Raw genomic sequence first — 16,521 nt, 5'->3', positions numbered from 1 at the left:
ATGGTTGTCTATTAAAAGAGACCGCTTGCAACAGTAGTCGTCATAGACCACCGCCGCCTGCGTTTCCCTTCCCCATTCCACAATGTCAAAGATCACCACACGTGCCAGCCTCACCGGCGCGGGGAACAACTCAATCTCAGTTGTTTGAGAGAGCGGCGCTTATACCGCTTTAATTTTTCAAGTCAAGGCCGTTTTTCAACTTTCTCAACCGGTCCGCCGCCTCAGGCCGAAGCCCTCAGAAGCAGGAGAGCGGCGCTTATAACCGCTCAATTTTTACCGTCAAGTCTTTATTTTAAAAAGTTTTTCAACTCATTTAAAACTTAAGCTTAACGCCTTGCGAATGTCACTTTCAGATAAGTTTCATCTGCAAGGAAGCGGCTGAGATAGTGACTTCCCTTCCGCCTGTCAACCCGCCTTTTTAAAAAGTTAAATCAGCGAGCCGCTCTCAAGACATCGAATTAACAGACTGAATAAAAAGAACAAAAGCTCTTTCTGTTTTCGTCCGCGCCGTCGTTGTCCGTCGGGAGGGCGGTGTCTAAAGGCCGTGGCGGTGAGAGTCAACGCGCCTTTCGCTCCTATCCACAGCTTCCCGGCTTTTTGGCTGAAAATACGCCGTGTACGGGCTTATTCCCCGGTCTTGTTAAGCAGAGAACGCCCCCTGCCCTTCACCAGCGCGGTCACCACACCACGCCAGGTACGCACTTCCTGCTCGGTGAGCTGAGCCCGATTGAGCGCCACGCGCAAATTGCGTTGCATCGATTCCTTCTTTTGCGGCGGGAAGAAGAAGCCGGCCTTTTCCAGTTCATCCTCCAGATGCCCGTAAAGGCCGTGCAGCTTCTCCAGCGCCGCCGGCTGATCCATGTTTTTGGTGAAGGCGGCTTTCGGCGTATCCATCACCTTCAGGCGCCACTCATAAAGGACGATATTCACGGCCTGCGACAGGTTGAGCGAATGGAAGGCCGGATCGACGGGGATGGTGACGATCGAATGGCACAGGGCAATGTCGCTGGTTTCCAGCCCGGCGCGCTCAGCCCCGAACAGAAGACCGGTTTTGAGGCCCTGCTGTGCGTTGGCATAAGAATCGTCGGCGCATTGACGCGGCGTGCGGATGGGCAACTGCGTCTCGCGCGGGCGGGCCGTGGTGGCATAGACGGCGTTGAGGTCGGCAATGGCTTCGGCCACCGTCTCATAGATGGTGGCATTGTCGAGCGGCCAGTGAGCCCCCGAAGACATCGCCCAGGCACGCTCCTGCGGCCAGCCATCGCGCGGATTGACGATCCGCAGGTCGCGCAGGCCGAAATTGGCCATAACGCGGGCGACCGAGCCGATGTTTTCAGCCATCTGCGGCCGGTCGAGGATGACGCAGGGCAGGGTCAGGTCGGGCCGCTCCAGCGGCGGGGCAGTACGGTTTTCTTTCATGGGCGGGCTTATAGAGGACACACAGCCCTGTGCAAAGGCATGGCGCATAATGAAAAGCCCCCGCGGTTGAGGCGGGGGCTTCCATCAGCATTGTATACCGGATCAGAACGTCTTTTTCAGGACGACATAGGCGGTATTGGCCGAGATGTCCTCACGGTGGACATCACCGCGATAGCCCACGGAGACGCCCCAGGCCTTGCCGGAGTCGTAATCGACGTGCAGGTCGATTTCACCCCATTCCTTGTCCATGCCCGGTGTGGTCACATCGGTCAGCAGGGTCGGCGCAATGGCGAAGGCGACCTTGGCGCTGTTGGTTGATTTCGCCTCGCTGTCCTGTACCGCCGCCAGCGTCAGACCCGGTTTCAGCGTACCGCCAAAGGCGTTAAAGCGCGCATAGTAGCTGAGGCCCAGACGCGTCTTGACGCTTTCAAACGACTGCTCGCCTACTTTCAGCGCGAAGCCGCCGCCGGTTTCGCTGTAGCCATCGGTTTCGAGCTTGAGGGCATCGGTAGAGCCGAACAGCACCACGCCCTGACGATCAAAGGCGATGTCGTAGCCAAGAACCGCACCGGCCGTGGTGACATCCGCATCATAGCCCGCCGTCAGCACCTGACCGTTGAGGGCCAGATTGCGCTGGGTTTTCAGCTTCTGACGCCCCGGACCGCCATAGGCGCTGGCGAAGAAGCCCTGGTTCTGATAGCGCGCAAACAGGGTGAACTGTTGCATATCGCTATTGGCCTTGGTGCCGAGCCCGGTCGCCTCGCCATCAGCAAAGTGCGCCGCAGCCCCCAGACGCAGACCCGACGTCACGGCATAGTCAGCCCCGACCGACAGGATGCGCGACTCGGCTTCGGACCGCCCGGTGGCGTTCAGCGAGGCCATGTCACCGTTCAGGTTGCGGTAGGCGGCAAAGGTCGAAAGCCCGCCCCCGATCTCATTGCGCACCGGCTCGTCTGCCTGTGCATTCAGACCCAGAGCCTGATTATGATCGCGGAAACCCGCCAGGGTCAGGCTGTTGCCCGACGCCCCGCCGAGACCGAAATCGGTTCCCTGAATGGCACCGGCCTGTAAGCGACCCAGCGCCAGAGCATCAAAGCCCGCCGTCGGCTGCGACGCGCTGAAAGCCGCGTCCAGCGCCCCGGCCCCGAGCGGATCGAGCGCATCATAGACCGGCTTCAGCGTGCTATAGCTGGCGCGGTTGGCGTCCAGCAGGCGCGACAGAGGGTTGGTCTTGCTCAGCAGGGTGGCATACGGCAGGGCCGTCACCTCGACCACCAGATTGCTGCCGGAAACCAGCGCCGAGGGGCGCAGAACGCCGGGGAAGTTGGAGGAGACGGTTGCGAAGCTGCCGGTCAGGGGAGCCGTCGCCGTGGCCACGGTCCAGCGCGTACCATAGGTCGGCACATAGCCGTTGCGGGCCGCGACCGACAGGCTGCCGCCGAGGGTCAGGGTGCCGGTCACTGCCAGAAGGTCAGCCGACGTGGCGCTGCTGACGTCCACGCCCATCAGGCTGGAGCCGCCAAGCACCACATTGCCCGTGACGCTGAGCGTACCCACGCCGCCATTGGCGGCCCCTGCCGAAACGATGCCGTTCTGGATCGCCACGCCGCCGGGGGCGATGATCTGACCCGACCCGTAGATGGCCCCGCCGGAAAGCGTATAGGCGCGCGGATTGAAGACACCATCGACGGTCAGCACGCCGTCGTCGCCGAAGGACGAGATGACGGTGTTCAGGCGCGCCCCGCTGCGGATGGTCAGGCCCGACGCCGCGCCGCGCACATTGAGGCGGTCGATGGTCACCGTCGTGCCGGTCAGGAAGGTCGTGCCGGCGCTGCGCAGATTGACTTCGAACCAGCGGGTCGAGTTTTGCAGGCCCGCCGTACCCGCCGTATTGTTCGGCACAAAGTTAGTCGTACCCGGCCCGGTCAGGGTGCCCGTGTTGACACCGATCAGGGTGCCCGACGACCACAGGGCCGTGCTTTGCGCCTGATTATTGGCGTCCGGCGACAGGGTGACCGCAGAGACCGCCGTCTTGGAGGCGCTTTCCATGCTCAGGGTGGTCACCTGCCCGGCCCCCAGCTCAACCGTGCCCGGCTGAGCCAGATTGTTGACCGAGACCGTCGAAATCAGGGTCTGCGTATCCGGCATGGCGCGATCCGCGCTGTCGCCCAGACCGAGATCCACCGGTTCACTCTTGCCCGCGCCCGGCACGCAGGTGCCCGTAAAGGCGCAGGTCGCCACAGGTGACGGGTTGGGGGTGATGGTGCCGATATTGGGGGTGGCGCCGGAAACGCCCAGCGCCGGCGTGGTCGGCAGGCCATTGACCAGGGTCGAACCCGACAGGACGTAATAGAGCGGGTCGATTTCCTGCGTCCAGCGGGTCGCATCGGTCCATTCACCGTCGCCCGCCTTGGTGGTCACGTACTTATAGGGGTTGTTGACGACAATCTGATCCCAGAAGAGGAACAGCGGGTTATAGCCGGCAATACCGCCATAGTTGGAGAAGGTGCTCTGGAACACAAAGTTGTCGTTGGTATTGCCCGCGACGTCAAAGAAGAAGGACGTCCCCTGGCTGAGCACGCCCAGCGAGACTTCGCGGCCATAGGCGCTGGTGATCAGCGGTGAACCGGAATCCCCCGAAGCCGTCAGGGCTTCACCGGCCACAGCCGCACCGGGGAAAATGTCGAAATCGAAGGTGTTGAGGGTCGAGGAGCGCGTCGCCGAAGCCGAGAAGGCACGGGTGGCGCGCTGAGGATCGTCAAAATCGACCCAGTACAGGTCCTGATAGGTGAAGCCCGGCGGATCGAAGAAGTTGCCGCCCGCCGTGCCATAGACGCCCAGCGAGATGGAGCGCTCATCACCGAGGAAGCCCAGCATGTTCTTGCCCAGACGGCGGAAGAATGTGTCTTCGGTGCCCGACAGGCGTGAGCCGGTCAGGGCGTTACCCGCCTGACCATAGCCGCCGATGGTCACAGGCACCTGACCATTGACCGGGGAAAACAGCAGGCCGATGCCATTGGCCCCATCCCGACCCAGCAACTCGGTCGCCGTATCGAAACCGGCAATGGCCACGTCAGCCGACAGGAAGGAATTGTCCGAAGCCGACCGTGCCGACCCATTGCGCGAACGCGGATCGTACCACACCATGACCGAGCTGCCGTTCACGACGCGGGCATCGCCCTTCGACACGTTAAAGTCCTGACCAAACAGGAATTCGCGCATATTGGTCAGGCCGAAGGTCGGATCGGTGGTGTAGCCCACCTGTGCGCGGTTACCGGGGCTGTTGCCGTCATAGGCACCGGGGGCCAGACCATCGACGCAGTGGGCGGCAAACAGGACCGTGCGCGGATTGATCAGCAGGCCCGTACAGGTGCCGCCGGAATTGCCCGCCTCATTACGGATCATCAGCCCCACCATATAGGGGCGCGTGTTCGTCGTATCCACCGCCGCACCCGGCGGCACCGTCTCAGGCGTAACCACCGCCGCGGCCTGCTGCGGCAGGGCCAGGGCCGCCACCGACAGCAGCGCCGTAGAGGCAAGGCAGGTAGAACGCAACGATTTCAGAGACTTCATAAAACTTCCCCGGAGCTGAATATGGATTTGAGATAACAAACTGAGCGGACAATGCGTCGAAATCGACACAGGGCGGCCACTTTTGAGACAAAAACCCTATCTGCATTTCGGTGTTTTTCAATCACCAATATACGGGAATGCGCGCCTGATTTCAGTTGTTACAATTCTGACACAGTTCCCCTGACGGCACCGCCTCAGATAGACGCAGGACATGCAAACCCCGCCTGACAAACCTCTGTGTGCGCCGGCGCTTCCAGATCAGCTAAAGCCCATTTGCGCCGCTCACCTTTTCGTCTATAGGAGGCGCTGTCAGCGCCGAGTGCGACCCTGTGCGTCGCCTCATGTGCGCTTCGTTCAGAGAGGACATTCGCAATGGCCAAAATCAAGGTGGCGAACCCCGTCGTCGATATCGACGGCGATGAAATGACCCGCATCATCTGGCAGCTTATCAAGGACAAGCTGATCCACCCCTATCTCGATATCGATCTGCACTATTTCGATCTGGGGATGGAACACCGCGATGCCACCGACGATCAGGTGACCATCGACGCCGCCAACGCCATCAAGGCCTGCGGCGTGGGCGTCAAGTGCGCCACCATCACTCCGGACGAAGCCCGCGTGAAGGAATTCGGCCTCAAGAAGATGTGGAAGTCGCCCAACGGCACCATCCGCAACATTCTGGGCGGCGTCGTGTTCCGTGAGCCGATCATCTGCCGCAATGTGCCGCGCCTCGTCCCCGGCTGGACCCAGCCGATCGTCGTCGGCCGTCACGCCTTCGGTGACCAGTACAAGGCCACCGATTTCAAGGTGCCCGGCCCCGGCAAGCTGACCATCAAGTTCCAGGGCGACGACGGTCAGGTCATCGAGCACGAAGTGTTCCAGTTCCCGTCTTCGGGCGTGGCCATGGGCATGTATAATCTCGACGACTCGATCCGCGATTTTGCCCGCGCCTCGTTCGAATACGGCATTGCGCGCAACTATCCGGTCTATCTTTCGACCAAGAACACCATCCTCAAGGCCTATGACGGCCGCTTCAAGGACATCTTCCAGGAAATCTTCGACGCCGAATACGCGGCGAAGTTCAAAGAACTGGGCCTGACCTATGAGCACCGTCTGATCGACGACATGGTCGCTTCGGCGCTGAAGTGGTCGGGCGGTTTCGTCTGGGCCTGTAAGAACTATGACGGCGATGTGCAGTCGGATACGGTGGCCCAAGGCTACGGTTCGCTGGGCCTGATGACCTCGGCTCTGGTCACCCCAGACGGCAAGATCATGGAGGCGGAAGCGGCGCACGGCACCGTCACCCGTCACTATCGTCAGCATCAGAAGGGCGAGGCCACCTCGACCAACTCGATGGCGTCGATCTTTGCGTGGACGCAGGGCCTCAAGCACCGCGCCAAGCTGGACGACAATGCCGAGCTGAAGCACTTTGCCGAGACGCTGGAAAAGGTCTGCATCGACACCGTCGAAGCGGGCTTCATGACCAAGGATCTGGCGCTGCTGGTCGGCGATACGCAAGGCTGGCTGACCACCGAAGGCTTCCTCGACAAGATCTCCGAGAACCTGTCGAAGGCTTTGGCGGCTTAAGCTAAAGTCTCTCCTGAGGTATGATATGAAAGGCCGTCCGTTCGCGGGCGGCCTTTCTTTATGCGCGCGTCTTGACAGTGACAGCGCTATCATCCTTCATGCCGCAAAAATCAGGGAGATACATGATGACAAAGGCGCTTTGGCTGGCCGGATGGCTTCTCGCGGGGACGAGCTTTGCGGCCATCGCCGCTGCGGACACCCTGCCCCTGCACAGCGGCGGGCGCACGGCGGCCCCGGCCTATACGCATCAATGGCCGGGCGTCTATTTTGAGACCGCGACGGCCTCAAAGTCGATCACCCTGAGCTTCGATGACAACATCAATATCTACAAGCTGTACCTCAACGGTGAGGTGGTGAAGCTCATCGAAAAACCCGGTCAGACGACGCTGCGCTTCGACAGCAAAAGCCCAAAGGCCGTGGACGTCTATCGCCTCGAAAAGATCACCGAATCGCAAGGGCAGATCGGGCGTTTCCTCGGTTTCAGCGCCGATAAGCCCGCGGCGCTGACCGCCCGCGCGCGTCAGATCGAATTCATCGGCGATTCCTACACGGTCGGTTACGGCAATACCTCGCCAAAGCGCGAGTGTACCCAGGACGAGGTGTGGGCGACGACCGACACGTCTCAGGCCTTCGGGCCGCTGACGGCCAAACACTATGAGGCCGACTATCAAGTCAACGCCTTTTCCGGTCGCGGAATCGTGCGCAATTACAATGGCTTCATCGCCGATCCTCTGCCAAAAGTTTATCCCTATACCTTGTTCGACGGCAAGACGGCCTATGACGCCACGGGCTGGCAGCCGCAGATCATCGTCATCGGGCTGGGGACCAATGATTTTTCCACCGCGCTCAATCCGGGGGAAAAATGGACGACGCGCGAGGCCTTACAAGCCGATTACCGCGACACCTATGTCGCCTTCGTCAAGTCTCTGCGCGCTAAAAACCCGCAGGCGCAGTTCATCCTGATGGCCTCCGACGGCGCCAATGGCGAGATTCGCGCGCAGGTTTCTCAGGTGGCCAAAACGCTGAAAGACGGCGGTGAAACGCGCCTCGACACGCTGTTTTTCGACGGACTGGACTTTGGCGGCTGCCACGCGCACCCGTCTGTGGCCGATGACCTCAAGATATCAGGCCTGATCAAGGGCTGGATCGACGCCCATCCGGGGGTGTGGCAAGGGAAATAGCCTTACCGGCCCTTTGCACGGGGCCGGCGGCGCACCCTTTCAGACTTATGGATAGCGGTCTAGGGTCGCGGCACAGGAACCCGACCATAGAGACCGCGCCTTAATGAAGCTGTTTACCTGCGCCCAATGCGGCAACACCTTGTTTTTCCATAACCGCGCCTGCGTCAGTTGCGGCGCGCGGTTGGGTTTTTCGCCGAACAGCCGTGATCTGCACGCCCTGATGCCAGCCGGCGACGACCGCTGGCAACCGGTCAATGGCAGGGACCGCTATCGCTTCTGCGCCAATGCCGCGACCGATGTGTGTAACTGGCTGGTGCCCGAAGACGATGGCTCGGCCTATTGCCGCGCCTGCCGCCACAACCGCCTGATCCCCAACGATCTCGATCAGTTCCGGCGCATTATCGACGCCCAGCACCGCCTGTTTTACGCCTTCCTCAAATGGGACCTGCCCGCCCCTGACCGCAGCGAAGACCCGGACGGCGGGCTTGTCTTCGACTATCTGGAGGATGAACAGGCCCCGGACGGCAGTTTCCACAGCGCCATGACCGGCCACGACGAGGGCGTCATCTCCATCCGCGCCGCCGAAGCCGACGACGCCGTGCGCGAAAGCGTGCGCAGCCAGATGGGTGAGCCCTATCGCACCCTGCTCGGCCATTTTCGCCACGAATGCGGGCATTTCATCTGGAACCGGCTGGTGCGCGACGCCGGCAAGCTGGAAGCCTGCCGCGCGGTTTTTGGTGACGACGAAGCCGATTATCAGGCCTCGATCGAGCGCCACTATGCCGAAGGGCCGCCCCCCTTCTGGGCCGACAGCTATATCAGCGCCTATGCCTCGATGCACCCGTGGGAGGACTTCGCCGAAACCTTCGCCCACGTCCTGCACATTACCGATGCCCTTGAAACCGCTCACTATTATGGCATGACCATCAAGACCAAGGCCGACGAAGGGGTCGCGGCCGAGGTCGATTTCAAGCCCTATCGCGTCACGGATTTTGAACGGCTGGCCGAGGCCTGGGTGCCGCTCAGTCTGGCGATCAACTCGATCCATAACGCCATGGGCGAGCGGCCGCTCTATCCGTTTATCCTGACCCCCACCGTGCGTAACAAACTTACCTTTGTGCACCGGCTGATCACCGGACAAGCGGTTTAGCCACAGTCTGACGCGAATCGTCGGACGAGGCGCGACAGGGCGTTATTTTCGTGTTAACCCTGTTTTTCAGCGCCTTCAGGGGGAACTGTCCGCGTGTTCAAGACCTTATCCATCGCCATCATCGTCGCCGCTCTGGCCGCCCTGTTCGGTTTTGCCATCGGCCCAGTCTGGGCCTTTTACGACCTGCGTTCAGCGGCGGAGTCCGAGGACATCCAGAGCCTGTCGGAACTGGTGGCCTTTGACGACGTGCGCGCCAGCCTCAAGGCGCAGTTATGGGCCGATGCCAAGGGCACAACGACGGCCGACGCTCCCGCGCCCAATGTCATTAAGGACCCGCTGGGGGCCATCGGCCGCGCCATCACCGACCTGACCGCGCCCGCCCCCAAGCAACCGGTGATCGACGTCAATACCTATCTCACGGCCAAGGCCCTGCTGGCCCTCTCCTATGGGGCAGGCAAAGACGCCAATGTGGTCGAACCGCGCGAATTTGCGCCCAAGCCGCCCCTGCCCACCATCCTTTACTGGAGCATTGACCGCGCGCGTCTGGGGGTAAAGCAGCCCGACATCGGCAAGACGGTGTTCACGCTGAAACGCAAGGGCCTGTTCACCTGGCAGGTGACGCATATCGGCCTGCCCGATCCGGAAGCCGAAGCGGCCGCCTCAGCCTCAGCGAGCAGCGATTTCGGCCCTGATAAATAGGGCTTTTCTTGCCCCCTCACAGGGCGTAAAGCCCTGCCATGTTGGAAACCCTGAGCCGCGTTCTGCTGTTTTTTGCCTTTGTCGGACTGGGAGCGCTTCTGGCGCGTACCGGGCGGCTGAAATCCGAAGGGCTGGATGGCCTAAGCGCCTATTTCTACTGGCTGGGCTTTCCCGCCTATCTGATCCACGCCTTTGCCAATCTGCCGCGCCCCGATGCGCTGCATGTGGGCTGGCTGGGCGTCTATGCGCTGGCTTTCGCCGTATCGTCGGGGCTTTGTTTGTTGGTTGCGAGGCGATTCGGCGCCACACGCGGCGAAGCGACCGGCGCCGGCATGGCCGCCTTCATTTCCAACAGCGCCTTTCTCGGCCTGCCCATACTGACCGGGCTTCTGGGCCCGCAGGTCATGCAGGTGGCCCCGCTGCTGTTTGTCGCCGATTTTTTGATTCTGTTTTTTATCGGCTGCGCCGGCCTGTCGGTCGCGTCGGGTCATGGGGTGGGGCTGGCGCTCAAACGCACGATGCAGAACCCCACCGTGCTGGGCTCGCTGCTAGGGGTCGGGCTGATGCTGGCGGACCTGAAGATTCCGCCGATGTTCGATCAGATGCTCGACATACTGGGCCGCTCGTCCGTGCCGGTGGCTCTGGTGGCATTGGGCGGGATGCTGGGGCTTATGCCCCTGAAAACGTTACGCTCTGTTACGCCCGTTACCGCCGTTGCCGTGGTGGGCAAGCTGCTCTTGGCCCCCGCCCTGATGGCCGTCGCCATGCACCTGTTCGGCGCACCGCCATTGATGTGGAAGATCGCCGTCTTCCTGTCGGCCTGCCCCACAGCGGTCAGCGTCTTCATTCAGGCGCGCATGTACGGCCTGTGGTACCAAGGCGCGGCGGTGTCCATTGCCCAATCGACCGTCCTTTCGCTGTTCACCCTATCGGGTCTGGCGCTCCTCTTGACTCATCTGTGAGCCGCGTCTATCAAGCCCGCGTTCCTTCGGGGAGTAACCGCGCCTGAGCGTTGTTTCAGGCGGATTACGTCAACACACTTGTCCGGCACGGACATGGCGTAATCGAAACAGGTGAGACCGACGACCTGCCTTGCCGCCATAAGTGACTGGCCGCGGCGAAGCACGTCGTTGTGTGTCAGAACCTGGCCGGTCACAGACAAGATTTTACCGTGGACGCCTTCCTCAATTCGACCGCCCTCGTCGCCTTTTCCGAAATCGGCGACAAGACGCAGTTGCTGGCCCTGATTCTGGCCGCGCGTTATCACAAATCCATTCCGATTATCTGGGGCATCTTCATCGCCACGGTGGCGAATCACGCGCTGGCCGCCGGGGTCGGGCATTTTGTCTCCGGACTGGCCCTGACCTCCTACATGCCGTGGATCGTCGCCATCGCCTTTATAGCGCTCGGCCTGTGGATCCTGATTCCGGACAAGATGGACGACGATGAGGCCCCCAAAAAGGATTACGGCCCCTTCCTCACCACCCTGATTGCCTTCTTCTTGGCCGAAATGGGCGACAAGACGCAGGTAGCCACGGTGTTTCTGGGGGCCAAGTACGAAAACGCCTTTGCCTGGGTCGTGCTCGGGACCACCTTCGGTATGATGCTGGCCAATGTCCCGGCGGTGCTGTTCGGCGACAAGGTGCTGAAGGTCGTGCCGATGAAGATCGTCCGCTACGTGGCGTCGGGCCTGTTTATCGCCATCGGCCTCTATTCGTTCTGGCAAATCTTTAGATCATTATGATTTCTGGTAGAAACATAATGATCTAGATTTTTGTTTAGCCCCTCGCCGGGCGGTGGCTCCGCCACCTTGGCCGCCGCCTCAATGGCGGCTTGAGCGGAATGATTTGAAAGAAATCATTCCGCTCTAATAGTTAAAACTACTTAGGCGAAGCCGCCGTGCCCGCCAGAACGCCGCCGTCGATGTTGAATTCCGAACCGGTGATGAAGGTCGCTTCATCCGAGGCCAGAAGCAGCACGACGGCGGCCACCTCATCCGGTCGCCCGAATCGGTGCAGCGGCGTCCCGGCGGCGACCTTTTCCTTGTCGGCTTCGTCCTTCAGCATGGCCTCCCACATCGGCGTCAGAATCGCCGCTGGATGCACCGAATTGCAGCGGATATTCAGCCCCTCCTCCGCACAATAAAGCGCCACCGTCTTGGTGTGATTACGCACCGCCGCCTTCGACGCCGCATAGGCCGCCTGATGCGGAATGCCGACCAGCCCGGACCGCGACGACATATTGATGATCGAACCGGTGCGATTCGGGCGCATCACGCGAATCGCGTGCTTGCAGCCCAGAAATACGCCGTCCGTATTGACCGTCATCACCCGCCGCCAGTCTTCGAGCGTGGTGTGTTCGGGATCATTTTTGGCGTCGGCGCGCCCGGTAATACCCGCATTATTGACCAGCACGTCCAGCCGGCCGAAATCGGCCACCACCGAATCGAGGACGGCGATCCATTGCGTTTCATCAGCGACATCGAGTCGGCGGAACGCCGCACCGGGCAGCTCCGCCGCCAGCGCCTCGCCTTCGCGGGGGTCGATGTCGGCGATGATGACCCGTGCGCCTTCGGCGGCAAAGCTGTGCACAATGGCCTTGCCGATGCCCTGCGCGCCTCCGGTCACCAGCGCCACCTTATCCTTCAAGCGGTCCATGCGGCTCTCCTTTGCAAGGATTGCAGCATAGGGGAGGCCCGCAAAGCAATCGGCAAATGTGAAAAAGGCCGCCCGCGAACGGACGGCCTTTTCGTTTTCGATGGCGACGCGATCAGACGATGGCGGCCTTGATGGCGTCCAGTCCGGCCTCGGCCTTGGTCGCGTCCGGCGCACCACCCTGCGCAAAGTCAGGCTTGCCACCCGCGCCTTGCCCGCCCATGGCGATCACGGCGGCCTTGGCCAGTTCAGCGGCGTTGAAACGGCCGGTCAGGTCGGGCGTCACCGCCACGGTCACGGCCGCCTTACCGTCCAGCACGCCGACCAGCGCCACGACGCCGGAGCCGACCTGCTTTTTGAAGTCTTCGGCCAGCGGACGCAGGTCCTTGCCACCCACGCCATCGAGAACGCGGGCGATCACCTTGACGCCATTGATCTCTTCCGGACCAGACGCCGCCCCGCCGCCCCCAACGGCCAGGGCGCGCTTGGCTTCGGCCAGCTCTTTTTCGAGGCGCTTGCGGTCGTTGACCAGCGCTTCGACGCGAGCCGACACCTGCGCCACCGGCACCTTGAACTGATCGGCCAGCGAACGCGCCACGCCCGCCTGCTCCAGCAGATACTGACGCGCCGCTTCGCCGGTAAAGGCTTCGATACGGCGCACCCCGGCGGCGATGCCGCTTTCCGAAATGATCTTGAACAGGGCGATATCGCCCGTGCGCGACACGTGGGTGCCGCCACACAGTTCGACCGAATAGCCCTTGTCCGCGCCATCAAGCGCGTGACCGAGGCTGAGGACGCGGACCTCATCGCCGTATTTTTCACCGAACAGCGCCACCGCACCGGCTTCGATCGCTTCGGCGGGGGCCATCATTTTCGTTGTCGCCGCCTCGTTTTGCAGGATCACGGCATTGACCTCGGCTTCGATGCGCTCGATCTCTTCGGGCGAGACGGGCGCGCCGTGGCTGAAGTCGAAGCGCATCCGCTCGGCATCGACCAGTTGCCCCTTTTGCGCAACGTGCGGCCCAAGCACATTTTTCAGAGCCGCGTGCAGCAGGTGGGCGGCCGAGTGGTTGGACCTCGTCGTCTGACGCTTGGCCCCATCGACGTGCAGATGCACCATGTCGCCGACCGCCAGAACGCCTTCGGTGATTTCGACATCATGTACGATCAGGTCGCCGGCCTGCTTTTGTGTATCGAACACGCGGCCTTCGCCCCCGGCCCAATGCAGCGTGCCGGTATCGCCCGCCTGCCCGCCGCCTTCCGGATAGAAGGCCGTGCGGTCGAAGACGACCTGCAAGCGCTCACCGACCAGACCTTCGCTGACCGACTCGCCGTCGCGGACGATGACGCGGGCGTGCGACTGGGTCGAAAGGTGCTCATAGCCGACAAATTCCGACGCCCCGGCCTGATCGCGGATCGAGAACCATTCGGCCTGAACGGAGGTTTCGCCGGAACCCTTCCAGTTGGCGCGACCGCGCTGCTTCTGTTCTTCCATCGCCGCTTCGAAACCGGCGACATTGACGCTTAAGCCCTTGGCGCGGATGGCGTCCTGCGTCAGATCGAGCGGGAAGCCGTAGGTGTCGTAGAGCTTGAAGGCCACTTCGCCTTCCAGCATGTCGCCGTCTTTCAGATTGGCGGTCGCTTCGTCCAGCAGGGTCATGCCGCGGCCCAGCGTGCGGCGGAAACGTTCTTCTTCCTGACGCAGGGTTTCGACGATGGTCGCCTCGGCGCGCTTCAGTTCACCGTAGTGATCGCCCATTTCGCGCACCAGAACCGGCGCCAGACGCGGCATAAGCGGCTCATTGGCCCCCAGCAGATAGGCGTGGCGCATGGCGCGGCGCATGATGCGGCGCAGGACATAGCCCCGGCCTTCGTTCGATGGCGTGACACCATCGGCGATCAGGAACGAGGTCGAACGCAGGTGATCGGCGATAACGCGGTGCGACGGCAGGGCCTCACCCTCCGCCTTGACGCCGGTTGCCTCGACGCTGGCGCTGATCAGGGCCTTGAACAGGTCCACATCGTAGTTGTTGTGCACGCCTTGCAGCACCGCCGCGACGCGCTCAAGCCCCATGCCGGTGTCGATCGAGGGCTTGGGCAGGTTGAGCCGCGTGCCGTCCGGCTGCTGGTCGAACTGCATGAAGACGAGGTTCCAGATTTCGACGAAGCGGTCGCCGTCCTCTTCCGGAGAGCCCGGAGGGCCGCCCCAGATGTGCTCGCCGTGATCGTAGAAGATTTCCGTGCACGGACCGCAGGGGCCCGTATCGCCCATCGACCAGAAATTATCAGACCCGGCGATACGGATGATGCGGTCGTCGGAGAAGCCCGCGATCTTCTTCCACAGATTGAAGGCCTCATCGTCGTCGATATAGACGGTGGCCAGCAGGCGCTCCTTGGGCAGGCCGTATTCCTTGGTGATCAGGTTCCATGCGTGGCTGATCGCCTGTTCCTTGAAATAGTCGCCGAAGGAGAAGTTCCCCAGCATTTCAAAGAAGGTGTGGTGACGCGCCGTATAGCCGACATTGTCCAGATCATTGTGCTTGCCGCCGGCGCGCACAACCTTTTGTGAGGTGGTAGCGCGCTTGTACGGACGGGTTTCGGCCCCCGTAAAGACGTTCTTGAACTGCACCATGCCCGCATTGGTGAACATCAGCGTCGGGTCGTTATGCGGCACCAGCGACGAGGACGACACGATCTCATGGTCGTTCTTGGCGAAGTAATCCAGGAAGGTCTGACGGATCTGATTTAAGGAAGGCATGGGACTCCGACGGTTAAACACCGCACCACAGGACGATTTTCAGCCGTATATAGAGGGCTTGGGTATTTGCGCAAAGACCTTTGCGCCAACGCAGGTATTTTTCTGACGTGTCAGGACAAAAAGAAACGCCCCGGTCACGAAACCGGGGCGTTTACGCGTGGAAGGCAGGCGGTCTGAAAACCCGCACCCCACGCGGGTTTCAGGTTTTATTCGCCGTCTTCGTCCGGTTCCGGCGTACCCAGAAGTTCTTCGGAAATGGCGTCTGACTTCTTGCGCACCAGCGCTTCGATTTCCGCCGCGATTTCCGGATTGGATTTCAGGAAGTCGCGGGCATTTTCGCGGCCCTGGCCGATGCGGATCGAGTTGAACGAGAACCACGAGCCGGACTTTTCGACCACGCCGCCCTTGACGCCCAGATCAAGGATTTCACCCAGCTTGGAGATACCTTCGCCGTAGAGGATGTCGAATTCGACCTCGCGGAACGGCGGCGCGACCTTGTTCTTCACCACCTTGACGCGGACATTGTTGCCGACGATTTCGTCGCGCACCTTGATCTTTCCGATGCTGCGGATGTCGAGGCGCACCGAGGCATAGAATTTCAGCGCATTGCCGCCGGTCGTCGTTTCCGGCGAGCCGTACATGACGCCAATCTTCATGCGAATCTGGTTGATGAAGATGACGATGCACTTCGATTTGGAGATCGAGGCCGTCAGCTTGCGCAGGGCCTGCGACATCAGGCGAGCCTGAAGACCGGGCAGGCTGTCGCCCATATCGCCTTCGATTTCGGCCTTGGGCGTCAGGGCCGCGACCGAATCGACCACGACGATATCGACGGCACCCGACCGCACCAGCGTATCGGTGATTTCCAGCGCCTGTTCGCCGTTATCGGGCTGCGACACCAGAAGATCGTCCAGATTGACGCCCAGCTTGTGGGCATAGACGGGATCGAGCGCGTGTTCGGCATCGACAAAGGCCGCCGTGCCACCCGCCTTTTGAATCTCGGCCACCGTGTGCAGGGCCAGCGTCGTCTTACCCGACGATTCCGGGCCGTAGATTTCGATGACCCGCCCCTTGGGCAAGCCGCCGATACCGAGCGCCATGTCGAGACCCAGCGAGCCGGTGGAAATAGATTCCACCTCCACCACCTTGCCGGCATTGCCCAGTTTCATCACCGAGCCCTTACCGAAGGCACGGTCGATCTGAGCCAGCGCCGATTCCAGGGCGCGTTGTTTTTCAGCTTCGTCTTTTCCCACGAGTTTCAATACCGCTTGCGACATGATTCCAGACCTTCCCTATGCCACGATTCCCAAGGCGAAGGTCCATCCCCCGTCCGCGAAAATGTGTTGAGAAGACCGTACCCCATTTGTTCCAAGTTCGCAATATGTTCTCAATAAAAAATAGAGAAATGAGGCTACAGGCCGGATGAACCACGTTTTGGGCACCGAGGCGTACGACTCTTTTTGCCCCGTCTGCGGCATATGCCTCTATATGGCGATGCCG

General features: G+C 61.4%; 11 protein-coding genes and 1 riboswitch. Of the genes, 6 read left to right on the top strand and 5 right to left on the bottom strand.

Features of this window, described 5'->3' with window-relative positions:
* Window positions 1-624: 624 nt before the first annotated feature.
* Together LDL37_RS15600 and LDL37_RS15595 are read right to left on the bottom strand one after the other, a co-directional pair.
* Window positions 625-1,419, bottom strand: coding sequence for an RNA methyltransferase (locus LDL37_RS15600; RefSeq protein WP_290799734.1), 795 nt, complete (start codon window positions 1,417-1,419; stop codon window positions 625-627).
* 102 nt (window positions 1,420-1,521) lie between these two features.
* Complete coding sequence (locus LDL37_RS15595; protein WP_290799733.1) at window positions 1,522-4,992, bottom strand: autotransporter domain-containing protein; 3,471 nt, start codon at window positions 4,990-4,992, stop codon at window positions 1,522-1,524.
* 372 nt (window positions 4,993-5,364) lie between these two features.
* On the opposite strand from LDL37_RS15595, the gene LDL37_RS15590 reads away from it, so the two are divergent.
* The 6 genes from LDL37_RS15590 to LDL37_RS15565 all read left to right on the top strand — a co-directional run bounded on the left by LDL37_RS15590 (window position 5,365) and on the right by LDL37_RS15565 (window position 11,353).
* Window positions 5,365-6,579, top strand: coding sequence for an NADP-dependent isocitrate dehydrogenase (locus tag LDL37_RS15590; RefSeq protein WP_290799732.1), 1,215 nt, complete (start codon window positions 5,365-5,367; stop codon window positions 6,577-6,579).
* A 125-nt stretch (window positions 6,580-6,704) separates the two neighbouring features.
* A complete protein-coding gene (locus LDL37_RS15585) occupies window positions 6,705-7,760 on the top strand; it encodes an SGNH/GDSL hydrolase family protein (protein WP_290799731.1) in 1,056 nt (351 codons plus the stop codon).
* Window positions 7,761-7,863: 103 nt separating this feature from the next.
* Window positions 7,864-8,910 carry a putative zinc-binding peptidase gene (locus tag LDL37_RS15580; RefSeq protein WP_290799730.1) on the top strand — a complete coding sequence of 349 codons (1,047 nt, stop codon included), beginning with the start codon at window positions 7,864-7,866 and terminating at the stop codon, window positions 8,908-8,910.
* Between the two features lie 93 nt (window positions 8,911-9,003).
* Window positions 9,004-9,609, top strand: coding sequence for a DUF2939 domain-containing protein (locus tag LDL37_RS15575; protein ID WP_290799729.1), 606 nt, complete (start codon window positions 9,004-9,006; stop codon window positions 9,607-9,609).
* A 38-nt stretch (window positions 9,610-9,647) separates the two neighbouring features.
* On the top strand, window positions 9,648-10,571 hold the full coding sequence (locus LDL37_RS15570) for an AEC family transporter (protein WP_290799728.1): 924 nt from the start codon (window positions 9,648-9,650) through the stop codon (window positions 10,569-10,571).
* A gap of 23 nt (window positions 10,572-10,594) precedes the next feature.
* Window positions 10,595-10,762: riboswitch (yybP-ykoY riboswitch) on the top strand.
* 18 nt (window positions 10,763-10,780) lie between these two features.
* Entirely contained in the window at window positions 10,781-11,353 is a 573-nt protein-coding gene (locus LDL37_RS15565) for a TMEM165/GDT1 family protein (RefSeq protein WP_290799727.1), read from the top strand.
* A 136-nt stretch (window positions 11,354-11,489) separates the two neighbouring features.
* On the opposite strand, the gene LDL37_RS15560 is transcribed toward LDL37_RS15565, so the two are convergent.
* The 3 genes from LDL37_RS15560 to recA form a co-directional block, all read right to left on the bottom strand.
* Window positions 11,490-12,266, bottom strand: coding sequence for a glucose 1-dehydrogenase (locus tag LDL37_RS15560; protein WP_290799726.1), 777 nt, complete (start codon window positions 12,264-12,266; stop codon window positions 11,490-11,492).
* A gap of 112 nt (window positions 12,267-12,378) precedes the next feature.
* Window positions 12,379-15,021, bottom strand: coding sequence for an alanine--tRNA ligase (gene alaS, locus LDL37_RS15555; protein ID WP_290799725.1), 2,643 nt, complete (start codon window positions 15,019-15,021; stop codon window positions 12,379-12,381).
* 206 nt (window positions 15,022-15,227) lie between these two features.
* On the bottom strand, window positions 15,228-16,301 hold the full coding sequence (gene recA, locus LDL37_RS15550; RefSeq protein ID WP_126423517.1) for a recombinase RecA: 1,074 nt from the start codon (window positions 16,299-16,301) through the stop codon (window positions 15,228-15,230).
* Window positions 16,302-16,521 lie beyond the last annotated feature (220 nt).

This window comes from Asticcacaulis sp., assembly GCF_020217185.1.
Classification (GTDB): domain Bacteria; phylum Pseudomonadota; class Alphaproteobacteria; order Caulobacterales; family Caulobacteraceae; genus Asticcacaulis.
This window is presented reverse-complemented; position numbering and strand designations above follow the sequence as displayed.

Bases quoted from the DNA above. Each gene is read 5' to 3' on its own strand.
- LDL37_RS15600 (WP_290799734.1), bottom strand. From the start codon at position 1,419: ATGAAAGAAAACCGTACTGCCCCGCCGCTGGAGCGGCCCGACCTGACC.
- LDL37_RS15595 (WP_290799733.1), bottom strand. From the start codon at position 4,992: ATGAAGTCTCTGAAATCGTTGCGTTCTACCTGCCTTGCCTCTACGGCG.
- LDL37_RS15590 (WP_290799732.1), top strand. From the start codon at position 5,365: ATGGCCAAAATCAAGGTGGCGAACCCCGTCGTCGATATCGACGGCGAT.
- LDL37_RS15585 (WP_290799731.1), top strand. From the start codon at position 6,705: ATGACAAAGGCGCTTTGGCTGGCCGGATGGCTTCTCGCGGGGACGAGC.
- LDL37_RS15580 (WP_290799730.1), top strand. From the start codon at position 7,864: ATGAAGCTGTTTACCTGCGCCCAATGCGGCAACACCTTGTTTTTCCAT.
- LDL37_RS15570 (WP_290799728.1), top strand. From the start codon at position 9,648: ATGTTGGAAACCCTGAGCCGCGTTCTGCTGTTTTTTGCCTTTGTCGGA.
- LDL37_RS15560 (WP_290799726.1), bottom strand. From the start codon at position 12,266: ATGGACCGCTTGAAGGATAAGGTGGCGCTGGTGACCGGAGGCGCGCAG.
- alaS (WP_290799725.1), bottom strand. From the start codon at position 15,021: ATGCCTTCCTTAAATCAGATCCGTCAGACCTTCCTGGATTACTTCGCC.